General features: G+C 73.7%; 13 protein-coding genes. 5 read left to right on the top strand and 8 right to left on the bottom strand.

The annotated features are described in order from the left end of the window. Positions 1-126: 126 nt before the first annotated feature. Complete coding sequence (locus tag Aiant_RS27025) at positions 127-1185, bottom strand: lactonase family protein (protein ID WP_189329628.1); 1059 nt, start codon at positions 1183-1185, stop codon at positions 127-129. Between the two features lie 103 nt (positions 1186-1288). Between Aiant_RS27025 and Aiant_RS27020 the strand changes: the two genes are divergently transcribed. Then, entirely contained in the window at positions 1289-1483 is a 195-nt protein-coding gene (locus Aiant_RS27020) for a hypothetical protein (RefSeq protein WP_189329627.1), read from the top strand. 53 nt (positions 1484-1536) lie between these two features. Next, the gene (locus tag Aiant_RS27015; RefSeq protein ID WP_189329626.1) at positions 1537-2586 is read left to right on the top strand and encodes a LacI family DNA-binding transcriptional regulator; all 1050 of its coding nucleotides are present in this window, start codon (positions 1537-1539) and stop codon (positions 2584-2586) included. Here Aiant_RS27015 and Aiant_RS27010 read toward each other — a convergent pair. After that, positions 2583-3365, bottom strand: coding sequence for a hypothetical protein (locus Aiant_RS27010; RefSeq protein ID WP_189329625.1), 783 nt, complete (start codon positions 3363-3365; stop codon positions 2583-2585). The two genes, Aiant_RS27015 and Aiant_RS27010, sit on opposite strands and share 4 nt — an antisense overlap. Before the next feature lie 138 nt (positions 3366-3503). On the opposite strand from Aiant_RS27010, the gene Aiant_RS27005 reads away from it, so the two are divergent. Continuing rightward, positions 3504-4994 (top strand): AfsR/SARP family transcriptional regulator, encoded by a 1491-nt coding sequence (locus tag Aiant_RS27005; protein WP_189329624.1) that lies wholly within the window; start codon positions 3504-3506, stop codon positions 4992-4994. A gap of 7 nt (positions 4995-5001) precedes the next feature. Here Aiant_RS27005 and Aiant_RS27000 read toward each other — a convergent pair whose 3' ends face one another. From Aiant_RS27000 to Aiant_RS26985, 4 genes are read right to left on the bottom strand one after another with little or no spacing between them, the layout of a single operon-like run. Continuing rightward, entirely contained in the window at positions 5002-5598 is a 597-nt protein-coding gene (locus tag Aiant_RS27000; protein WP_189329623.1) for a GTP-binding protein, read from the bottom strand. Then, positions 5579-5944 (bottom strand): DUF742 domain-containing protein, encoded by a 366-nt coding sequence (locus Aiant_RS26995; protein ID WP_425322621.1) that lies wholly within the window; start codon positions 5942-5944, stop codon positions 5579-5581. Before Aiant_RS26995 ends, Aiant_RS27000 begins: the two co-directional genes overlap by 20 nt. Before the next feature lie 10 nt (positions 5945-5954). After that, positions 5955-6371, bottom strand: a complete 417-nt coding sequence (locus Aiant_RS26990; RefSeq protein WP_189329621.1) for a roadblock/LC7 domain-containing protein — start codon at positions 6369-6371, stop codon at positions 5955-5957. Then, positions 6371-9136, bottom strand: a complete 2766-nt coding sequence (locus Aiant_RS26985; RefSeq protein ID WP_189329620.1) for a nitrate- and nitrite sensing domain-containing protein — start codon at positions 9134-9136, stop codon at positions 6371-6373. Before Aiant_RS26985 ends, Aiant_RS26990 begins: the two co-directional genes overlap by 1 nt. A gap of 304 nt (positions 9137-9440) precedes the next feature. Here Aiant_RS26985 and Aiant_RS26980 point away from each other — a divergent pair, with 304 nt between their 5' ends. Together Aiant_RS26980 and Aiant_RS26975 are read left to right on the top strand one after the other, a co-directional pair. After that, positions 9441-10106 (top strand): hypothetical protein, encoded by a 666-nt coding sequence (locus Aiant_RS26980; RefSeq protein ID WP_189329619.1) that lies wholly within the window; start codon positions 9441-9443, stop codon positions 10104-10106. Positions 10107-10118: 12 nt separating this feature from the next. Next, the gene (locus tag Aiant_RS26975) at positions 10119-10922 is read left to right on the top strand and encodes a hypothetical protein (protein WP_189329618.1); all 804 of its coding nucleotides are present in this window, start codon (positions 10119-10121) and stop codon (positions 10920-10922) included. A gap of 55 nt (positions 10923-10977) precedes the next feature. Here Aiant_RS26975 and Aiant_RS26970 read toward each other — a convergent pair whose 3' ends face one another. After that, positions 10978-11448: a hypothetical protein gene (locus tag Aiant_RS26970; RefSeq protein WP_189329617.1), complete on the bottom strand. Its 471-nt coding sequence runs from the start codon at positions 11446-11448 to the stop codon at positions 10978-10980. Positions 11449-11593: 145 nt separating this feature from the next. Then, entirely contained in the window at positions 11594-13573 is a 1980-nt protein-coding gene (locus Aiant_RS26965; RefSeq protein WP_189329616.1) for a M48 family metallopeptidase, read from the bottom strand. Positions 13574-13587 lie beyond the last annotated feature (14 nt).

Below are 13587 nucleotides of genomic sequence, written 5' to 3'. Positions count from 1 at the left end.
ATTGGCGTTCTCCGATCTAGGAAACACCCAGCGTGACGACGCCATCTCGATCAGTATCAGGTTCGGGCACCCGGGTGCCGGATTTCTGCGTAAAGATCACAGACATGCCCGGGTGCCCGATCTGGCCTATGACCTGATCATCGCCGGGGTCCAGCGGAGCAGGCAGGTGGGGCTCGGCTCAGTGGCCGGCTCACCGTGCGGAACGGGAATTCCGGTCTCCGGATCGACCCGGAAAACTGTCACGTTGTGTGAACGCTCATTGGCTACGTAGAGGTGATCGCCAATCAAGATCATGTGCCGCGGCCAGGTGCCGCCGGTCGATGTCTCGGCGATCCGGATCGCGCTCTCCCCGTCCCAGGCGAAGGTCGACACGGTGTCCGGACCACGGTTCGCCAGATAGACGAACCGGCCGTCGCGCCCCGTGGTCACCTCGGACGGATGGACCGGACCGGTCACCTCGCTCGCCGGCACCTCGCCGCGGTGCTCCAGGGTCGGGCCGCCGGCCGCGCGGTACCAGCTGAGCGTGCCGGTCAGCTCGCCGGCCAGGAGCAGCGCGCCGTCCGCCGAGTGGGTCAGGTGCCGCGGGCCGGTCCCCGGCTCGGCCTGCACCGCCGGCTCCGGCGCCCCGAGCCGTCCGGAGACCGGGTCCAGCCGGGACCGCCACACCCGGTCCGAGCCCAGGTCGGAGATGAGCACGTCCGGCCCGTTCGGGTCCGGGACGACCATGTGCGCGTGCGGGCCGGTCTGCCGCTCCGCGTCCGGGCCGGAGCCGGTGAGCGTGAGCAGGTCGGTGCGCTCGCCCGGGGCGCCGTCGCCGTCGAGCGGGAACACGGCGACCGAGCCACCCGAGTAGTTCGCCACCACCAGGTGGTGGCCGTCCGCGGTGACCGCGAGGTGGCAGGGGTCGGCGCCGCCGGTGGGCCGGACCGCGAGCGGGATCAGCGAGCAGTCCGGGGCGACCGTGAAGGCGGAGACGGTGCCCTCGTCCAGCTCGTTGACCGCGTAGAGGACCGGCAGGGCCGGGTGCCGGGCGAGGAAGGACGGTGACGGGGTGCGGGCGGCCAGGCCGAGCCGGGTCAGCTCGCCGGTCGCCGGATCGCGCCGCAGCAGCGTGATGCCGTCGCCCTCACCTCCCTTGTCCCCGGTGTAGCAACCGACGAAGACGTACTCAGCGTTCGCACCCATGCCCACGATCCCATCACAGGCGGCCGGGCAAACTCCGCAGGGACCGCTTCTTGACCGGTATAGAAAGGTCGCGGTACTGTACCGGTACAGATTGGAGGACGTCATGGAGCTTCCCACCGCTTACGTCCGCGGGCTGCACGCCGCCAGCCGCGAGGTGCTGAGCGCCCGGCCGGACGCGCCGGTCGTGCCCTTCGCCGAGAAGCCGCCGCGCCTGCGCACCTCACTCGCCCGCACGCTCTACCGGTTCTCCGCGGCCGTCGCGCCCGGCGGCCGGCGGCCCGAGGCCCTCTTCCGGTGAGGGAGCGCGCCTCCGGCCACCGTCCGGCCGGGGGCGCGCTCTACGGTGGAGCGGTGCCCCGGGTGACCCTGCAGACCATCGCCGACCGGGTCGGCGTGAGCCGGATGACGGTGTCCAACGCCTTCTCCCGGCCCGATCAGCTCTCCCCCACCCTGCGCGAGCGGATCCTCGCCGCGGCTCAGGAGCTGGGTTACGCGGGCCCCGACCCGACCGCCCGGGCCCTGGCCAAGGGCACCACCGGCACGATCGGCATCCTGCTCACCGACTCGCTGCGCTACGCCTTCACCGACCTGGTGGCCGGCGGCTTCCTCGGCGCGATCGCCGAGGAGCTGGCACCGACCGGGCTCGCCATCACCCTGCTCAGCTCGGCGTCGACCGGCGATCTGATCCCGGCCCGGGACGTGGCGATGGACGGCGCGCTGATCTACTCCTGCGACCCGACCTCACCGGCGGTGGGCTGGCTGCAACGCCGCCGGCTGCCGCTGGTCTTCGTCGACCAGGCCCCGATCGACGGGTACGCCTGTGTGAACGTCGCGGACCGCGAGGCCGCCCGGGACGCCGCCCGGCACCTGGTCGGCCTCGGGCACACCCGGATCGCGTACGCCACCGTCGGCGCGCACGGGCCGTACGGGCTGATCGCCGACACCGACGTGCCGGTCGAGGGGTATGCCTCGATCCAGCGCCGCCTCGGCTGGAACGACGTGCTCGGCCCGGCCGGGATCACGCCGCCGGTGATCCGGCAGCCGTTCGAGCGGGTCGACCTGCTCCGCGCCGACGCCCGGGAGCTGCTGTCCCGGGCGGACCGGCCGACCGCCGTGCTGTGCTTCTCCGACGTCACCGCCATCGGCGTCCGGCAGGCCGCCGGCGACCTCGGGCTGCGGATCCCGGAGGACCTCTCGCTGGTCGGCTTCGACGACGGCCCGATCGCCACCCAGATGCAGCCGGCCCTCACCACGGTCCACCAGGACGTCCAGGAGAAGGGGCGGAACGCCGCCGCGCTGCTGAACGCCGCGCTTCGGCACTCCCCCGAGACTCCGCACCTTCTCCTGCCCGCCACCCTGGTGGTGCGGGGCAGTACCGGCCCCGCACCCGCCCCGGCCTAGCCGTTCAACAGGTCGTACGCCGCCTTCGGGGCGTCCACCTGGGCCGAGCCGGTCGGCGCCGCCGGCGACGCGGCGCTGCCGTACTGGTCGTAGGTGACCTGATAGGTGAGCGCCTTGGCCTGGCCGGCCGCCGGGACCCGCACGGTCGCCGTGCTGATCCGGCCCTGGGCGTCCACGGTCGCCTCGAACGGCACCGCCTTCGCCTTCTCGCCCAGCGCGGTGAGCGTCGCCGCCTCGACGATCTCGGCCTCGGTCGCCCGGGTCAGGTCCACGGTGCCGGCGAAGTGACCGGACGACTTCTCGGTCAGGCCGGACGCCGCGTCGACCAGGGTGCTCAGGTAGCCGGGGTCGGTCTGCCCGGCGTACGTCAGCTCGCGCTCCGCCTCGGCGCCGAGCTTCTTGGTGTCCAGCTTCATCCACTTCTTCGGCAGCTTGGGCAGGCCCGCGCCGGCCGGTGCGTCGCCGAACGAGATCTTGGCCCACGAGTCGCCGCCGACCACCAGGAACTTCATGGTCAGGGTGAACCCGCCGTCCGCGATCTTCTGACTGATCTCGGTGGTCAACGTCTTCTTGGCGCTGTCGACGATCCCGGACGCGGTCTGCTCGCCGCCGGTGATCGTGTAGTGGAAGACGTCGGTCGCGGTGCTCGGCACCGCCTTCTTCAAAGTGTCCGCGGGCTTCGGCGGCGCCGGCTTGCCGGCCTCACCGCCGGCCTGCCCGCAGCCGGCCAGGATCAGGAGTGCCGCCGCGGCGGCCAGTCGCTTGGTCAGCACAGTCATCGTCAGTCCTTCTCCAGTAGCGCATCGACGGATCAAAGGCTCCCCGGTGGGTCTGCCGTAGCGCTGCGGCTATGCTGCTGCCGGCTGCCGTTCCGCTGCCGTCTCGAGGAAAGCGCTGGTCACAGGGGGTACACGGGGGTGGAGCCGGAGACACGGTTCGAGATCCTCGGACCGCTGCGCGCCTTCCGCGGACCCGACCCGGTCGACCTGGGCCCGGCCAAACAGCGGGCGGTCCTGGCCGTGCTGCTGCTGAGCCCGGGCAAGCCGGTGCCGACCACCCGGATCGTCGACGCGGTGTGGGGCGCCGACCCACCCGAGAACGGCGCCAACGTGGTGCAGAAATATGTCGCCGGGCTGCGCCGCGCCCTCGGCCGGGAGCGGCTCACGCTGTCCGCCGGCGGATACACGCTGGCGATCGGCGCCGACGCGCTGGACGCCGAGGTGTTCCGGGCCGCGCTGGCCCGGGCCGGGACCGAGCAGCGGGCCGGCCGGGCCGATCAGGCCGCCGAGACCGTCCGGGCCGGGCTCGCGCTCTGGCACGGCGACGCGCTGGACGGACTGACCGGGCCGATCTTCGAGACCGCCCGGGCCGCGCTGGCCGAGGACCGGGCCAGCGCCTGGGAGCTGTGGGCGGAGATCCGGCTGGCCCACGGCGACGACGCCGGGCTGGTCGGCGAGCTGACCCGGCTGACCCACGACTTCCCGCTGCGGGAGGGGCTGCGCGCGCAGCTGATGCTGGCCCTGCACCGGGCCGGGCGGCAGGCCGAGGCGCTCGCCGTGTTCCGGGACACCCGGGAGTTCTTCCTGGACGAGCTCGGGGCCGAGCCGGGCGAGCGGATGCAGGAGGTGCACCGGCGGATCCTGCGCGGGGAGCTGGAGCAGCCGCCGCCACCGGATCCGGTGTCGCCGGCGCCGTACACGCCGACCTCCCCGCCCCCGGTCTCACCGCCCCCGGTCTCGCCGGCGCCGGTGTCCCCGCCGTTCTCCCCGACGATGTTGCAGCCGCAGCGCGGCCACGCGCGCTGGCTGGAGATCGTGGCGGCGGGCGCGGCCCCGTTCCTCACCTGCGGGGTGGCGGCCTGGGTCTACTTCCTCTACGCGGCGATCCAGCGCGGCCGGTGGTACCACTACGTGGTCGCCGGCGCCTACTTCGCCATGCTGCCGTGGATCGTCATGTGGTTCGAGATCGACCCGTCCCCGATCGACTCGGACACCACCACCGCGGCCGAGGGCGTCGCGGTCTCCTCCTGGCTGCTGCTCTGGCTCGGTTCCACCGTGCACGGCGTCATCCTGGCCGTGCAGGGCGGCGACACCCGGTCCGCGCGGACCCGGCGGGACCTGGCCCGGCGGTTCGCCGCGATCGACCCGGCGGCCGCCGTGCAGGCCGGCATCGGGCGGCCCGACCTGCTGCGGTACCTCGACGACGGCGGGCTGGTCGACGTGAACAACGCGCCGCCGCACGAGCTGACCCGGGTGCCCGGGATCAGCCCCGCCGAGGCACACCGGATCGGGATGGACCGGCACTACAACGGGCCGTACCGGCAGCCCGCGGATCTGGTGTCGCGGGGCGTGCTGACCCAGCGCCAGCTGCGCCGGGCCGAGTCCTGGCTGATCTGCCTGGGGTGGTAGCCCCGGCTCAGCGGCTGCCGGCCGCCGCGAACTGCCGGCGGGCGACGTACTCCACCAGCTCGATCAGCACGTTGCGGGCGGCCACCTGGTCACGCGCGTCGAAGAGCACCACCGGCACGCCCGGGTCCAGGTCCAGGGCGCGGGCCACCGCGTCCGGGCCGAACCGCTGCGCGGCGTCGAAGTCGTTCACCGCGACCACGAACGGCGTGCCACGCTGCTCGAAGTAGTCGATCGACGGGAAGCAGTCGGCCAGCCGGCGGGTGTCGGCCAGCACCACCGCGCCGAGCGCGCCCTGCGACAGCTCGTCCCAGAGGAACCAGAACCGGTCCTGTCCGGGCGTGCCGAACAGGTAGAGCTGGAGGTCCTCGGTGATCGTGATCCGGCCGAAGTCCATGGTCACCGTGGTGGTGGTCTTGCCCTCCACACCGGACACGTCGTCGGCGCCCTCGGCCCCGGTGAGAACCTCCTCGGTCTGCAGCGGGCGGATCTCGCTGACCGACCCGACCATGGTGGTCTTGCCCACGCCGAAACCGCCCGCGATCAGAATCTTGAGGGCGACCGGGATGCGCGAACCGCTGGCGCGGTCAGAGCGCACGGAGTCCATTGACAACCGCCTTGAGAACGTCGACGTCGTGCGGCTGGGTGGCCGCGGGGGGTTCGTACAGCGAGATGAGACCCGCCGAGCGTAGATCACCGAGGAGAACCCGGACCACGCCGATCGACAGGTCCAGGTGGGACGCCAGCTCGACCACGGAGATCGGCTCCCAGGCGGCGGCCACGATGGCGTGGTGCTCCGGCTGCAACTGGATGCCGGGCGCCAGGTCCGGCACGGTGGCCACCACGAACGCGACCAGGTCGAAGTCGCCGCCGGACGGCGCGACGCGGCCCTGGGTCACCGCGTACGGACGGACCACCGGCCCGGCGTCGTGATCCATCCAGTCGTGTGCCATGTCGGCAGGCTCAGAGGGCATCGGGCGCCAAAGTGCGTTCCGGGGCGCTCATCGTCTGGCCGACCCGGGTGACCAGCATCGCCATCTCGTAGGCGATCAGGCCGAGGTCGGCGTCGGCCGAGGCCAGCACGGCCAGACAGGCGCCCTGCCCGGCGGCGGTGACGAAGAGGAACGCCTCCTCCATCTCCACCACCGTCTGGCGGACCTGCCCGGCCCCGAAATGCCGGCTCGCGCCCTTGGCCAGGCTCTGGAATCCGGCCGCCATCGCCGAGAGATGCTCGGCGTCCTCCCGGCTCATCGCGGCCGACGCGCCCAGCATCAGGCCGTCCGCGGAGAGCACCACGGCCTGCTGTGCGGTCGGCACCCGCTCGACGAGGTCGTCGAGGAGCCAGGTGAGGTTCGCGCTCTGCTTCGTCGTCTGTGCCACTATGCGTCCTTCTCCGGCCTGGTGCTTTCATTACCGCCGGGGCTCTCGGCACGGTCGCCGGCCGTGTCGCCGTCGGCCCCGGAAACTGCTTCGTCCTGGGTGGACCTGGCGCTCGCCATCTCGCGCGACGCCTGGATACGACCCCGGGTGGTGCCCAGTTGCAGGGCGCTCATCAGCGTACGGACCTGCTCCGGCGAACGCTCCGGCGCGGTGGACTCCCGCTCCACCACCGGATGGCGCAGCTGCGGGGCCAGGCTGGCCTGCCGGACCCGCTTGGGCAGGCCGTCCGGTTCCAGCTGCTCGGTCGGCTCGTCGCCGCCGGCCGCCGGCGAGACGGCGGGCGCCGCCGGGGGTGCCGAGGTCGGCGCCACGAACATCGGGGCGGCCGAGGTCGGCGCCGCCGGGCCGGGTGGCTCCGGCGTGGTGAACAGCGGCGCGGCCGAGGTCGGCATCAGCGGCGCCGAGTTGCGCGGCACCGAGCGGGGCGCGCCGAGCGCACCGGCCACGTCGTCGAGCTGCCCGGCGGTCGCCGCCGGGGGCTGCTCGGCCGGCGGGACCTGCGGGGTCCGCCGGATCCGTTTGCGCTGCACCAGGCCGTCCGGGCTGAGCTCGGACGCGATCGCGCTGGGCGTGGGACCGCCGGGCTCGCCGCCGGTCAGCGCCTTGGTCTCCGGGTGCACGCCGTTGAGCGAGCCGGCCGGCAGCGACTCGCCGTTGGTGGTCCGCTGCCGGGGCACCGCGGGCACCTGCTGCAACTTGCCGTTGCCGGACCACTGGAGCGCGGCCAGCGAGCTCCTGGCCGGATCGTCGGTCCCGGAGCCGACCAGCGGGGTGTTCCCGCCCGGCGCGGGGACGGCCGACCGGCCGTTGGCGCCGGCCGGTGCGGGCGCCTCGGTGACCAGCTCGCCCGGGAGCAGGACCACGGCGGTGATCCCGCCGTACGGCGAGGGCTGCAACGACACCCGGATGTGGTGCCGGACGGCCAGCTGGGCCACCACGAACAGGCCGAGCCGGGCGCTGTCGGCCGGGTCGAAGTCGGGTGGCTCGGCCAGCCGGCGGTTCGCCTGCTCCAGCGCCTCCGCGCTCATGCCCAGGCCGCGGTCCTCGACCTCGACGGCGTACCCGTTCGGCAGCACCTGCCCGGAGACCTGCACCCGGGTGTGCGGCGGGGAGAACGAGGCCGCGTTCTCGATCAGCTCGGCGAGCAGGTGGATGACGTCACCGACGGCGCGGCCGAAGAGCGCGGAGGGGGCCACCGCGCGGATGTCGACCCGCTTGTAGTCCTCCACCTCACTGATCGCGCCGCGGACCACGTCGATCACCGGAACCGGGTTGCGCCAGCCCCGGCCGGGCGCCGCGCCGGCCAGAATGACCAGGTCCTCGGCGTGCCGCCGCATCCGGGTGGCCAGGTGGTCGACCCGGTAGAGGTCCTCCAGCTCCTGCGGCTCGGTCTCCCGGCGCTCCATCTTGTCCAGCAGCGACAGCTGCCGGTGCAGCAGCGTCTGGCTGCGCCGGGCGATGTTGAGGAACACCTCGTTGATGCCGCGCCGGACGTTCGCCTCGTCGACGGCGGACTGCACCGCGGTGCGCTGCACGTCGTTGAAGGCCTGACCGACCTGGCCGATCTCGTCCTTGCCGTAATCCAGCGGGGGCGTCTCGACGTCGACGTCGACCGCCTCGCCGCGCTGGAGGCGGCGGACCACGGTGGGCAGCCGGTCGGAGGCCATCTCCAGAGCCTCCCGGCGCAGCTTGATCAGGCGGCCGACGATCGACCGGCCGACCCGCACCGAGACCCAGATCGCCAGCACGAAGGCGACCAGGCCGGTCAGCGCGGACAGGCCCAGCCAGACGAACACGGTGACGGCCAGCGGGGTGGCGTCCGAGACGACCGCGTCGACCGTCCGCAACTCGAACGCGCGCAGCTCGGCGGAGACCTGGTCGAACACCGGCTGCCACTCGGTGCCCTTCACCGGCGGCGCCGCGCCGGTGTAGCTCAGGTTGAGCAGCTTGTTCTGGAGCACGTCCAGCGTGACGAAGGTGGAGCCCCGGGTGACCAGCTGGGCGTAGTCGCCGCGGGCCTTCTCCGGCATGTCCGCGACGCCCGACTTCAGCAGGTACCGCGAGGTGGCGACGTCCTCGATCAGCTGGCCACGGGTCCGCTCGTCGACCTTGCCGGCCGCGTTCGCCCCGGCCAGCGTCGCGTCCACCCGGGACAGGTACTCCAGGCCGCGGTAGCCGGTGATCAGGGCGCGCACCTCACGGTCGACCTTCTCGTGGAAGAACACCGCGGCGGTGCCGGAGACGTCGAAGCCGGCGTCGACCACGTCGTTGTACGTGTTCATCATGTCGAGCAGCTTGATCTCGCGCGCGTCGATCCGGGCCCGGACCGCCTGGAGCGCGTCGAAGTCGCTGAACAGCGTCGCGACCCGCGCCCGCAGGTCCGTGGACATGTCCAGCCCGTCGGTGGCGGAGCGGAGGTCGGCGATCGCCGCGTCGGTCGCGGCCCGCTGGGTCCTCAGCTCGGTGCCCGGCGTCTCCTGCGCGGCCAGGTAGACGGCGGAGAAGTGTCGCTCCCGCTGCATCTGCGCGATCAGTTGCAGGCCCGGGTCGCCCATCCGCAGCACCACGTCGCGCGCGTTGAGCAGATCCATGGCCGGCCCGGCGGTCGCCGCCGTCGCGAAGACCCACAGCGCGAGAAGCGCGGCGAGCGGCACCGCGACCATCGCGATGATCTTCGATCTGATCGACCAGTTGCGGCTTCTCATCAAGCTCCGCCCGGAGGGGGTTCGGCAGGGAACGGCGACACACCGCGATCCGGAGCCGGCCGATCAGAAGTGGACGGCGGCCCGGGCGAGATGCGCCTGGCGAAGAATACGGAAAGACGTCCGTCACAGCTAGGTCTCGGGCCATCGGAAACTTCCCTTCCATGCCCTTTGTCCGGCAGCGGCCGTTGTAGATCCGCACTTCACCGAGGTCGGAGTTATGACAGAGGTTCCGACAGGTTTCGCCCGATGCGATTGACGGATGGGTCCGAGTGGGCATGACACCGGGGGAAGAAGGAGGAACCTGATGTCCGCCACCGCCACCATCGTCCTGATCATCGTCATCCTGCTGGTGCTGGCCGCGGTCGTGGTCGCGGTCCGGGCCGGCCGGCGTCGCAAGCTCCAGCAGACCTTCGGACCCGAGTACGACCGGGTGGTCGCCGACACCGGCAACCGCACCGAGGCGGAGCGCGAGCTGCTGGAACGCACGAAGCGGCACGCCCAGCTGGAGCTCACGCCGCTCTCCGCGGAGTCCCGGGCCAAGTACACCGCCGCCTGGGAGGAGGTCCAGATCCGCTTCGTGGACAGTCCGAAGGAGGCGGTGTCGACCGCCGACGAGCTGGTCACCCGCCTGATCACCGAGCGCGGGTACCCGACCGCGGACTACGACGAGCGGCTCGCCAACCTCTCCGTCGAGCACGCCACCACATTGGAGCACTACCGGGCGGCCCACGAGATCAGCGAGCGCAGTAAGAATGACGAGGCCGGCACCGAGGACCTGCGCCAGGCGCTGGTCCACTACCGGGCTCTCTTCGCCGACCTGCTCGGCGAGGACCCGGTGCCGGGCGGCACCACCGCCGTGCCCGCGCCGCGGACCACCGCGGAACGTTCCGTGACCGAGACGACGACCGAGAAACCGACCGGCGAGCCGGCCGGGAAGCCCGCCCCCGAGACCGACGCCACCAGCCGCTGAGGAGCCCCCACGATGCGCTTCTTCTCCAACGAGGCACAGGACAACGCCGCCGAGCAGGACGACCGCAGCGACGGTGTGCCGTCGCAGCGCGCCGGGTCGCCGTGGCACGACACACCCCCGGCGGACCGGACGGACGAGCCCGCCGACCGGCCCGGCGAGCCGGTGGACCACACCGGCGAGCCGGTGAAGCACACCGACGAGACCGGCGCCCACCGCGACTCGGACGACGACGACACCACGAAGATCGACGACGTGCGCCGGGACGACGACGCCGACACCACCCAGCCGATCGGCGCCCACGAGTCCGCTGTGGACCGTGACGAGAACCCGACGACCCCGTGGGATCGCGCCCGCGAGGAGGACCGGGACGCCGACGCGCTCGCCGACGAGGAGGAACGGGCGGAGCGGGAGGAGGCGGCCGGGAAGGACGACGACACCGTGGACGCGGCGATCGAGGACCGGGGCACTTTCGAGGACCCGCAGGTCGAGGATGCCGAACCGGTGGTGGCCGTCGCCACCGTCCCGGCAGCGGCCGAGGCCGGAACCGGCACCACGTCCGGCCCGGCGCCGTTCTTCCCGGAGGCCGAGACCCAGCCCCTGCGCGACCGCTGGCGCGAGATCCAGCTCCGCTTCGTCGACGACCCGAAGGCGACCACCGGCGAGGCCGCCGCGCTGGTCGACGAGACCATCGAGAAACTGACCACGTCGCTGCGCCAGCACCGCGGTTCGCTCGCCTCCGGCGGCGACGACACCGAGGCGCTGCGGGTGGAGCTGCGGGCCTACCGCGACATTCTGGACCGCCTGCTCGGCCTGTGAGACCCGATTTCGGTACGGAGGGGAGCCCCGCCGCGGGCTCCCCTCCGTTCGCGTCTCACCAGGTCTCGGACGGCTCCGCCGACGGCGGCCCGTCGTCGCCGGTGGGCGGGGTGGACGGCTCCGTCTCCCGATCCGACGGCTCGGCCGACGGCTCGGTGCTGGACTCGGTGGGCGGGGTGCCGGTCGGCGCGGAGCTGACCGTCCCGGACGGCGACGGCGACGGGCCGGCCGGCGGCGACGGCGAGGGTGACGGGCCGGCCGGCGGTCGCGGTGCGGGGCGCTTGGCGGGTTTCTCGCCCTGCGGTGGCACGGTCCGGTCGGTGATCGGGTCGGCGGTCTCCGAGGCCTCGCCCGCGCCGTGACCACCCGAGTCGGTCACCGCGGCCGGCAGCTCCTGGCGAATCGTGGTCGGTGGCGTCCCGGACGCCGGAGTCCCGACCGTGGCGAGTTGCACGCCCAGCCACAGCGCCGGGCCCAGCCCGACCGCGACGATGGCTCCGAACAGCGCCGTCGGCCCCCGCTCCATAGCGCCTCCCCCCACGTCCCAGCGATCGTCTCGCTCGGCACCCGGAGGCTTGCTACCCAATAAGGGCATCCGGGAAGCCAACAACCGCTGAGGTCATTGTGACCCGAAGTGACGCATCAGTGACTCATTCGTCGGGGAGGAGACTTCAGCGCGTTCCGGTGAGAAAGGTGACGGCGTCGTCCCAGGCGGCCCATCCGCCCGGGAGCTCGTCGGTGTCCAGCGACGGGCGCAGGGTGAGCTCGCCCCCGCCGTGCAGGCCGATCACCCACCCGCGCCGCCGGCCCGGCAGGCTGGTGACCGTGGCCACCTCGGCGAACGGCACGAACCGCCGGCCGTCGCCGGGCGGCTCCAGGGTGGCCACCGCGGTGGCGGTCCCGGCGGCGGCCGTCGCCTCGCCGGAGACCGGGACGCCGCCGGCCGCGATCTGATGCAGCCGTCGCTTGGCCTCCACGCCCTTGCCCCGGGACAGACCCGGGACCAGCAGGAGGCCCAGGTCGGTGACGAGCAGGTCGGTCCGCTCGCCGTCCGCCGACAGGTTGATCAGGCCACCGAGCACCTGCGCCCGGGCGGCCGGCCGGTCGCCACCGGACGCGGCCAGGTCCACCCCGATCCGGTCGAGGTAGGCGCGGACCGCCTCGGCCTGCTCCGGGTCGGCCGCGGCCGCCGCCACGTCGGTCAGGTTCAGGTGGGCGCCGTCCGCGGCGACCAGCTCGGCGGTGCCGGTCCAGCTGTGCCGCCAGCGGGCCACCCCGCTGCGCAGCGCGGCCAGGGCGAGCATCAGGGAGAGCAGGTCGACGATCCGGTCGGCGGTCTCCTCCGGGGTGAGGCCGGGGAAGATGGTCGCGGCCGCGGTGGCCAGCCGGCCGTCGGCGGCCAGCTCCAGCACCCCGGCCGCATCCGGCACCGGGGCGCCGACCGCCCGGGCCACGGTGGCCAGGGCCGCCTCGGCCTCCCGCTCCATCTCGGCGGTGCGGGCCAGGCTGAGGAAGTCGTCCCAGCTCACCTCGGTCCGTCCGGCCGGCGGGAAGGCGACGGCCTGCAACGCGCGCCCCAGCCCGGGCAGGTCGGGCACCAGATCGTCGGCCGGTTCTTCTTTTTCATCGTCTACTGAGGAATCGGGCGTCGGCGCGGCCGGGGAGCCGGGCGCCGCCGGAGCCGTCGGCGCATCGGGTGCCGCGGCCGGGGCCGCCGGCGAATCGGGCGTCAGCGCGGCCAGCCGCTCGGCCAGCGGCGGGTGGGTGTCCCAGTCACCGGCCGGCTCCGGTCCGCGGGCCCGCAGGATCGCCACGTCCTCGGCCCGCGCCGCGAGCACCCGCAGGAAGCCGCCGAACACGTCGTCCGGCACCTGCCCGGCCTGCCAGCCGGGGCCGACGTACTCGGCGTGGAACAACCGCTGCATGCCGGCGAGCACCGGCAGGTCGCGCAGCGCGCCGGCGGCCGCCTCGGCCCCGGCGTGCGCGGCGGCGACCCGGTCCGCGGCCAGCTCCTGGGCCCGGCTGAACGGCGCGTCCCAGCGCCGGTAGACCTGGGCGTACGCCCGGAAGACGGCGGCGGCCGGGTTGCGGCCCCGGCCCCAGCGGGACGCCAGCCGGCCCACCTCGACCCGGCCGCGGTACGCCATCGGCGCCCACCGCCCGAGCCGTGCCGAGCCGTGCGCCAGCTCGTGCGCCACCGCCGCCCGCAGCCGCCCGCGGTCCCACGCCTGCAACAGCGGCAGCCCGACGTAGAGGTCCCGCCGTCCGCCGCCGAGCCCGAGCGCCCGGGTCCGCTCCCCCACCACCACGGTGGCGTCGGCGACCACGGTCAGCCCGGCCGGCGGGGTCACGCCGGCGGCGGTCGCGGCCGCGTCCACCAGCGCCCACAGCTCCGGCGCGTCGGCCCGCGGCACCGCCACCCCGGCCGGCACCCGCCGGCGTGAGCGCAGGGCCCGCCAGGTGGCGTAGCCGAGCGCGCCGAACGTGGCGATGCTCAGCGGCACCCCGGCGCGCAGCGCGAAGTCGGTGGGCAGCAGTTTCAGCACGGTCCACAGCACGCCGAGGACCACGGCCAGCTGCAGTCCGGCGACGATCAGGAACCCGGCCAGGGCAGCGGCCGACCTCGCCGCCGCTCGCGCATCGTTGCTCAAGCCGCTCTCCTCCC

This window comes from Actinoplanes ianthinogenes, from assembly GCF_018324205.1.
Taxonomy (GTDB): domain Bacteria; phylum Actinomycetota; class Actinomycetes; order Mycobacteriales; family Micromonosporaceae; genus Actinoplanes; species Actinoplanes ianthinogenes.
This window is presented reverse-complemented; position numbering and strand designations above follow the sequence as displayed.

What these genes read in the sequence shown, in the direction of transcription:
- Aiant_RS27025 (WP_189329628.1), bottom strand. Translation starts at nt 1,185, where the DNA reads ATGGGTGCGAACGCTGAGTACGTCTTCGTCGGTTGCTACACCGGGGAC.
- Aiant_RS27020 (WP_189329627.1), top strand. Translation starts at nt 1,289, where the DNA reads ATGGAGCTTCCCACCGCTTACGTCCGCGGGCTGCACGCCGCCAGCCGC.
- Aiant_RS27010 (WP_189329625.1), bottom strand. Translation starts at nt 3,365, where the DNA reads ATGACTGTGCTGACCAAGCGACTGGCCGCCGCGGCGGCACTCCTGATC.
- Aiant_RS27000 (WP_189329623.1), bottom strand. Translation starts at nt 5,598, where the DNA reads ATGGACTCCGTGCGCTCTGACCGCGCCAGCGGTTCGCGCATCCCGGTC.
- Aiant_RS26995 (WP_425322621.1), bottom strand. Translation starts at nt 5,944, where the DNA reads ATGGCACACGACTGGATGGATCACGACGCCGGGCCGGTGGTCCGTCCG.
- Aiant_RS26985 (WP_189329620.1), bottom strand. Translation starts at nt 9,136, where the DNA reads ATGAGAAGCCGCAACTGGTCGATCAGATCGAAGATCATCGCGATGGTC.
- Aiant_RS26980 (WP_189329619.1), top strand. Translation starts at nt 9,441, where the DNA reads ATGTCCGCCACCGCCACCATCGTCCTGATCATCGTCATCCTGCTGGTG.
- Aiant_RS26975 (WP_189329618.1), top strand. Translation starts at nt 10,119, where the DNA reads ATGCGCTTCTTCTCCAACGAGGCACAGGACAACGCCGCCGAGCAGGAC.
- Aiant_RS26970 (WP_189329617.1), bottom strand. Translation starts at nt 11,448, where the DNA reads ATGGAGCGGGGGCCGACGGCGCTGTTCGGAGCCATCGTCGCGGTCGGG.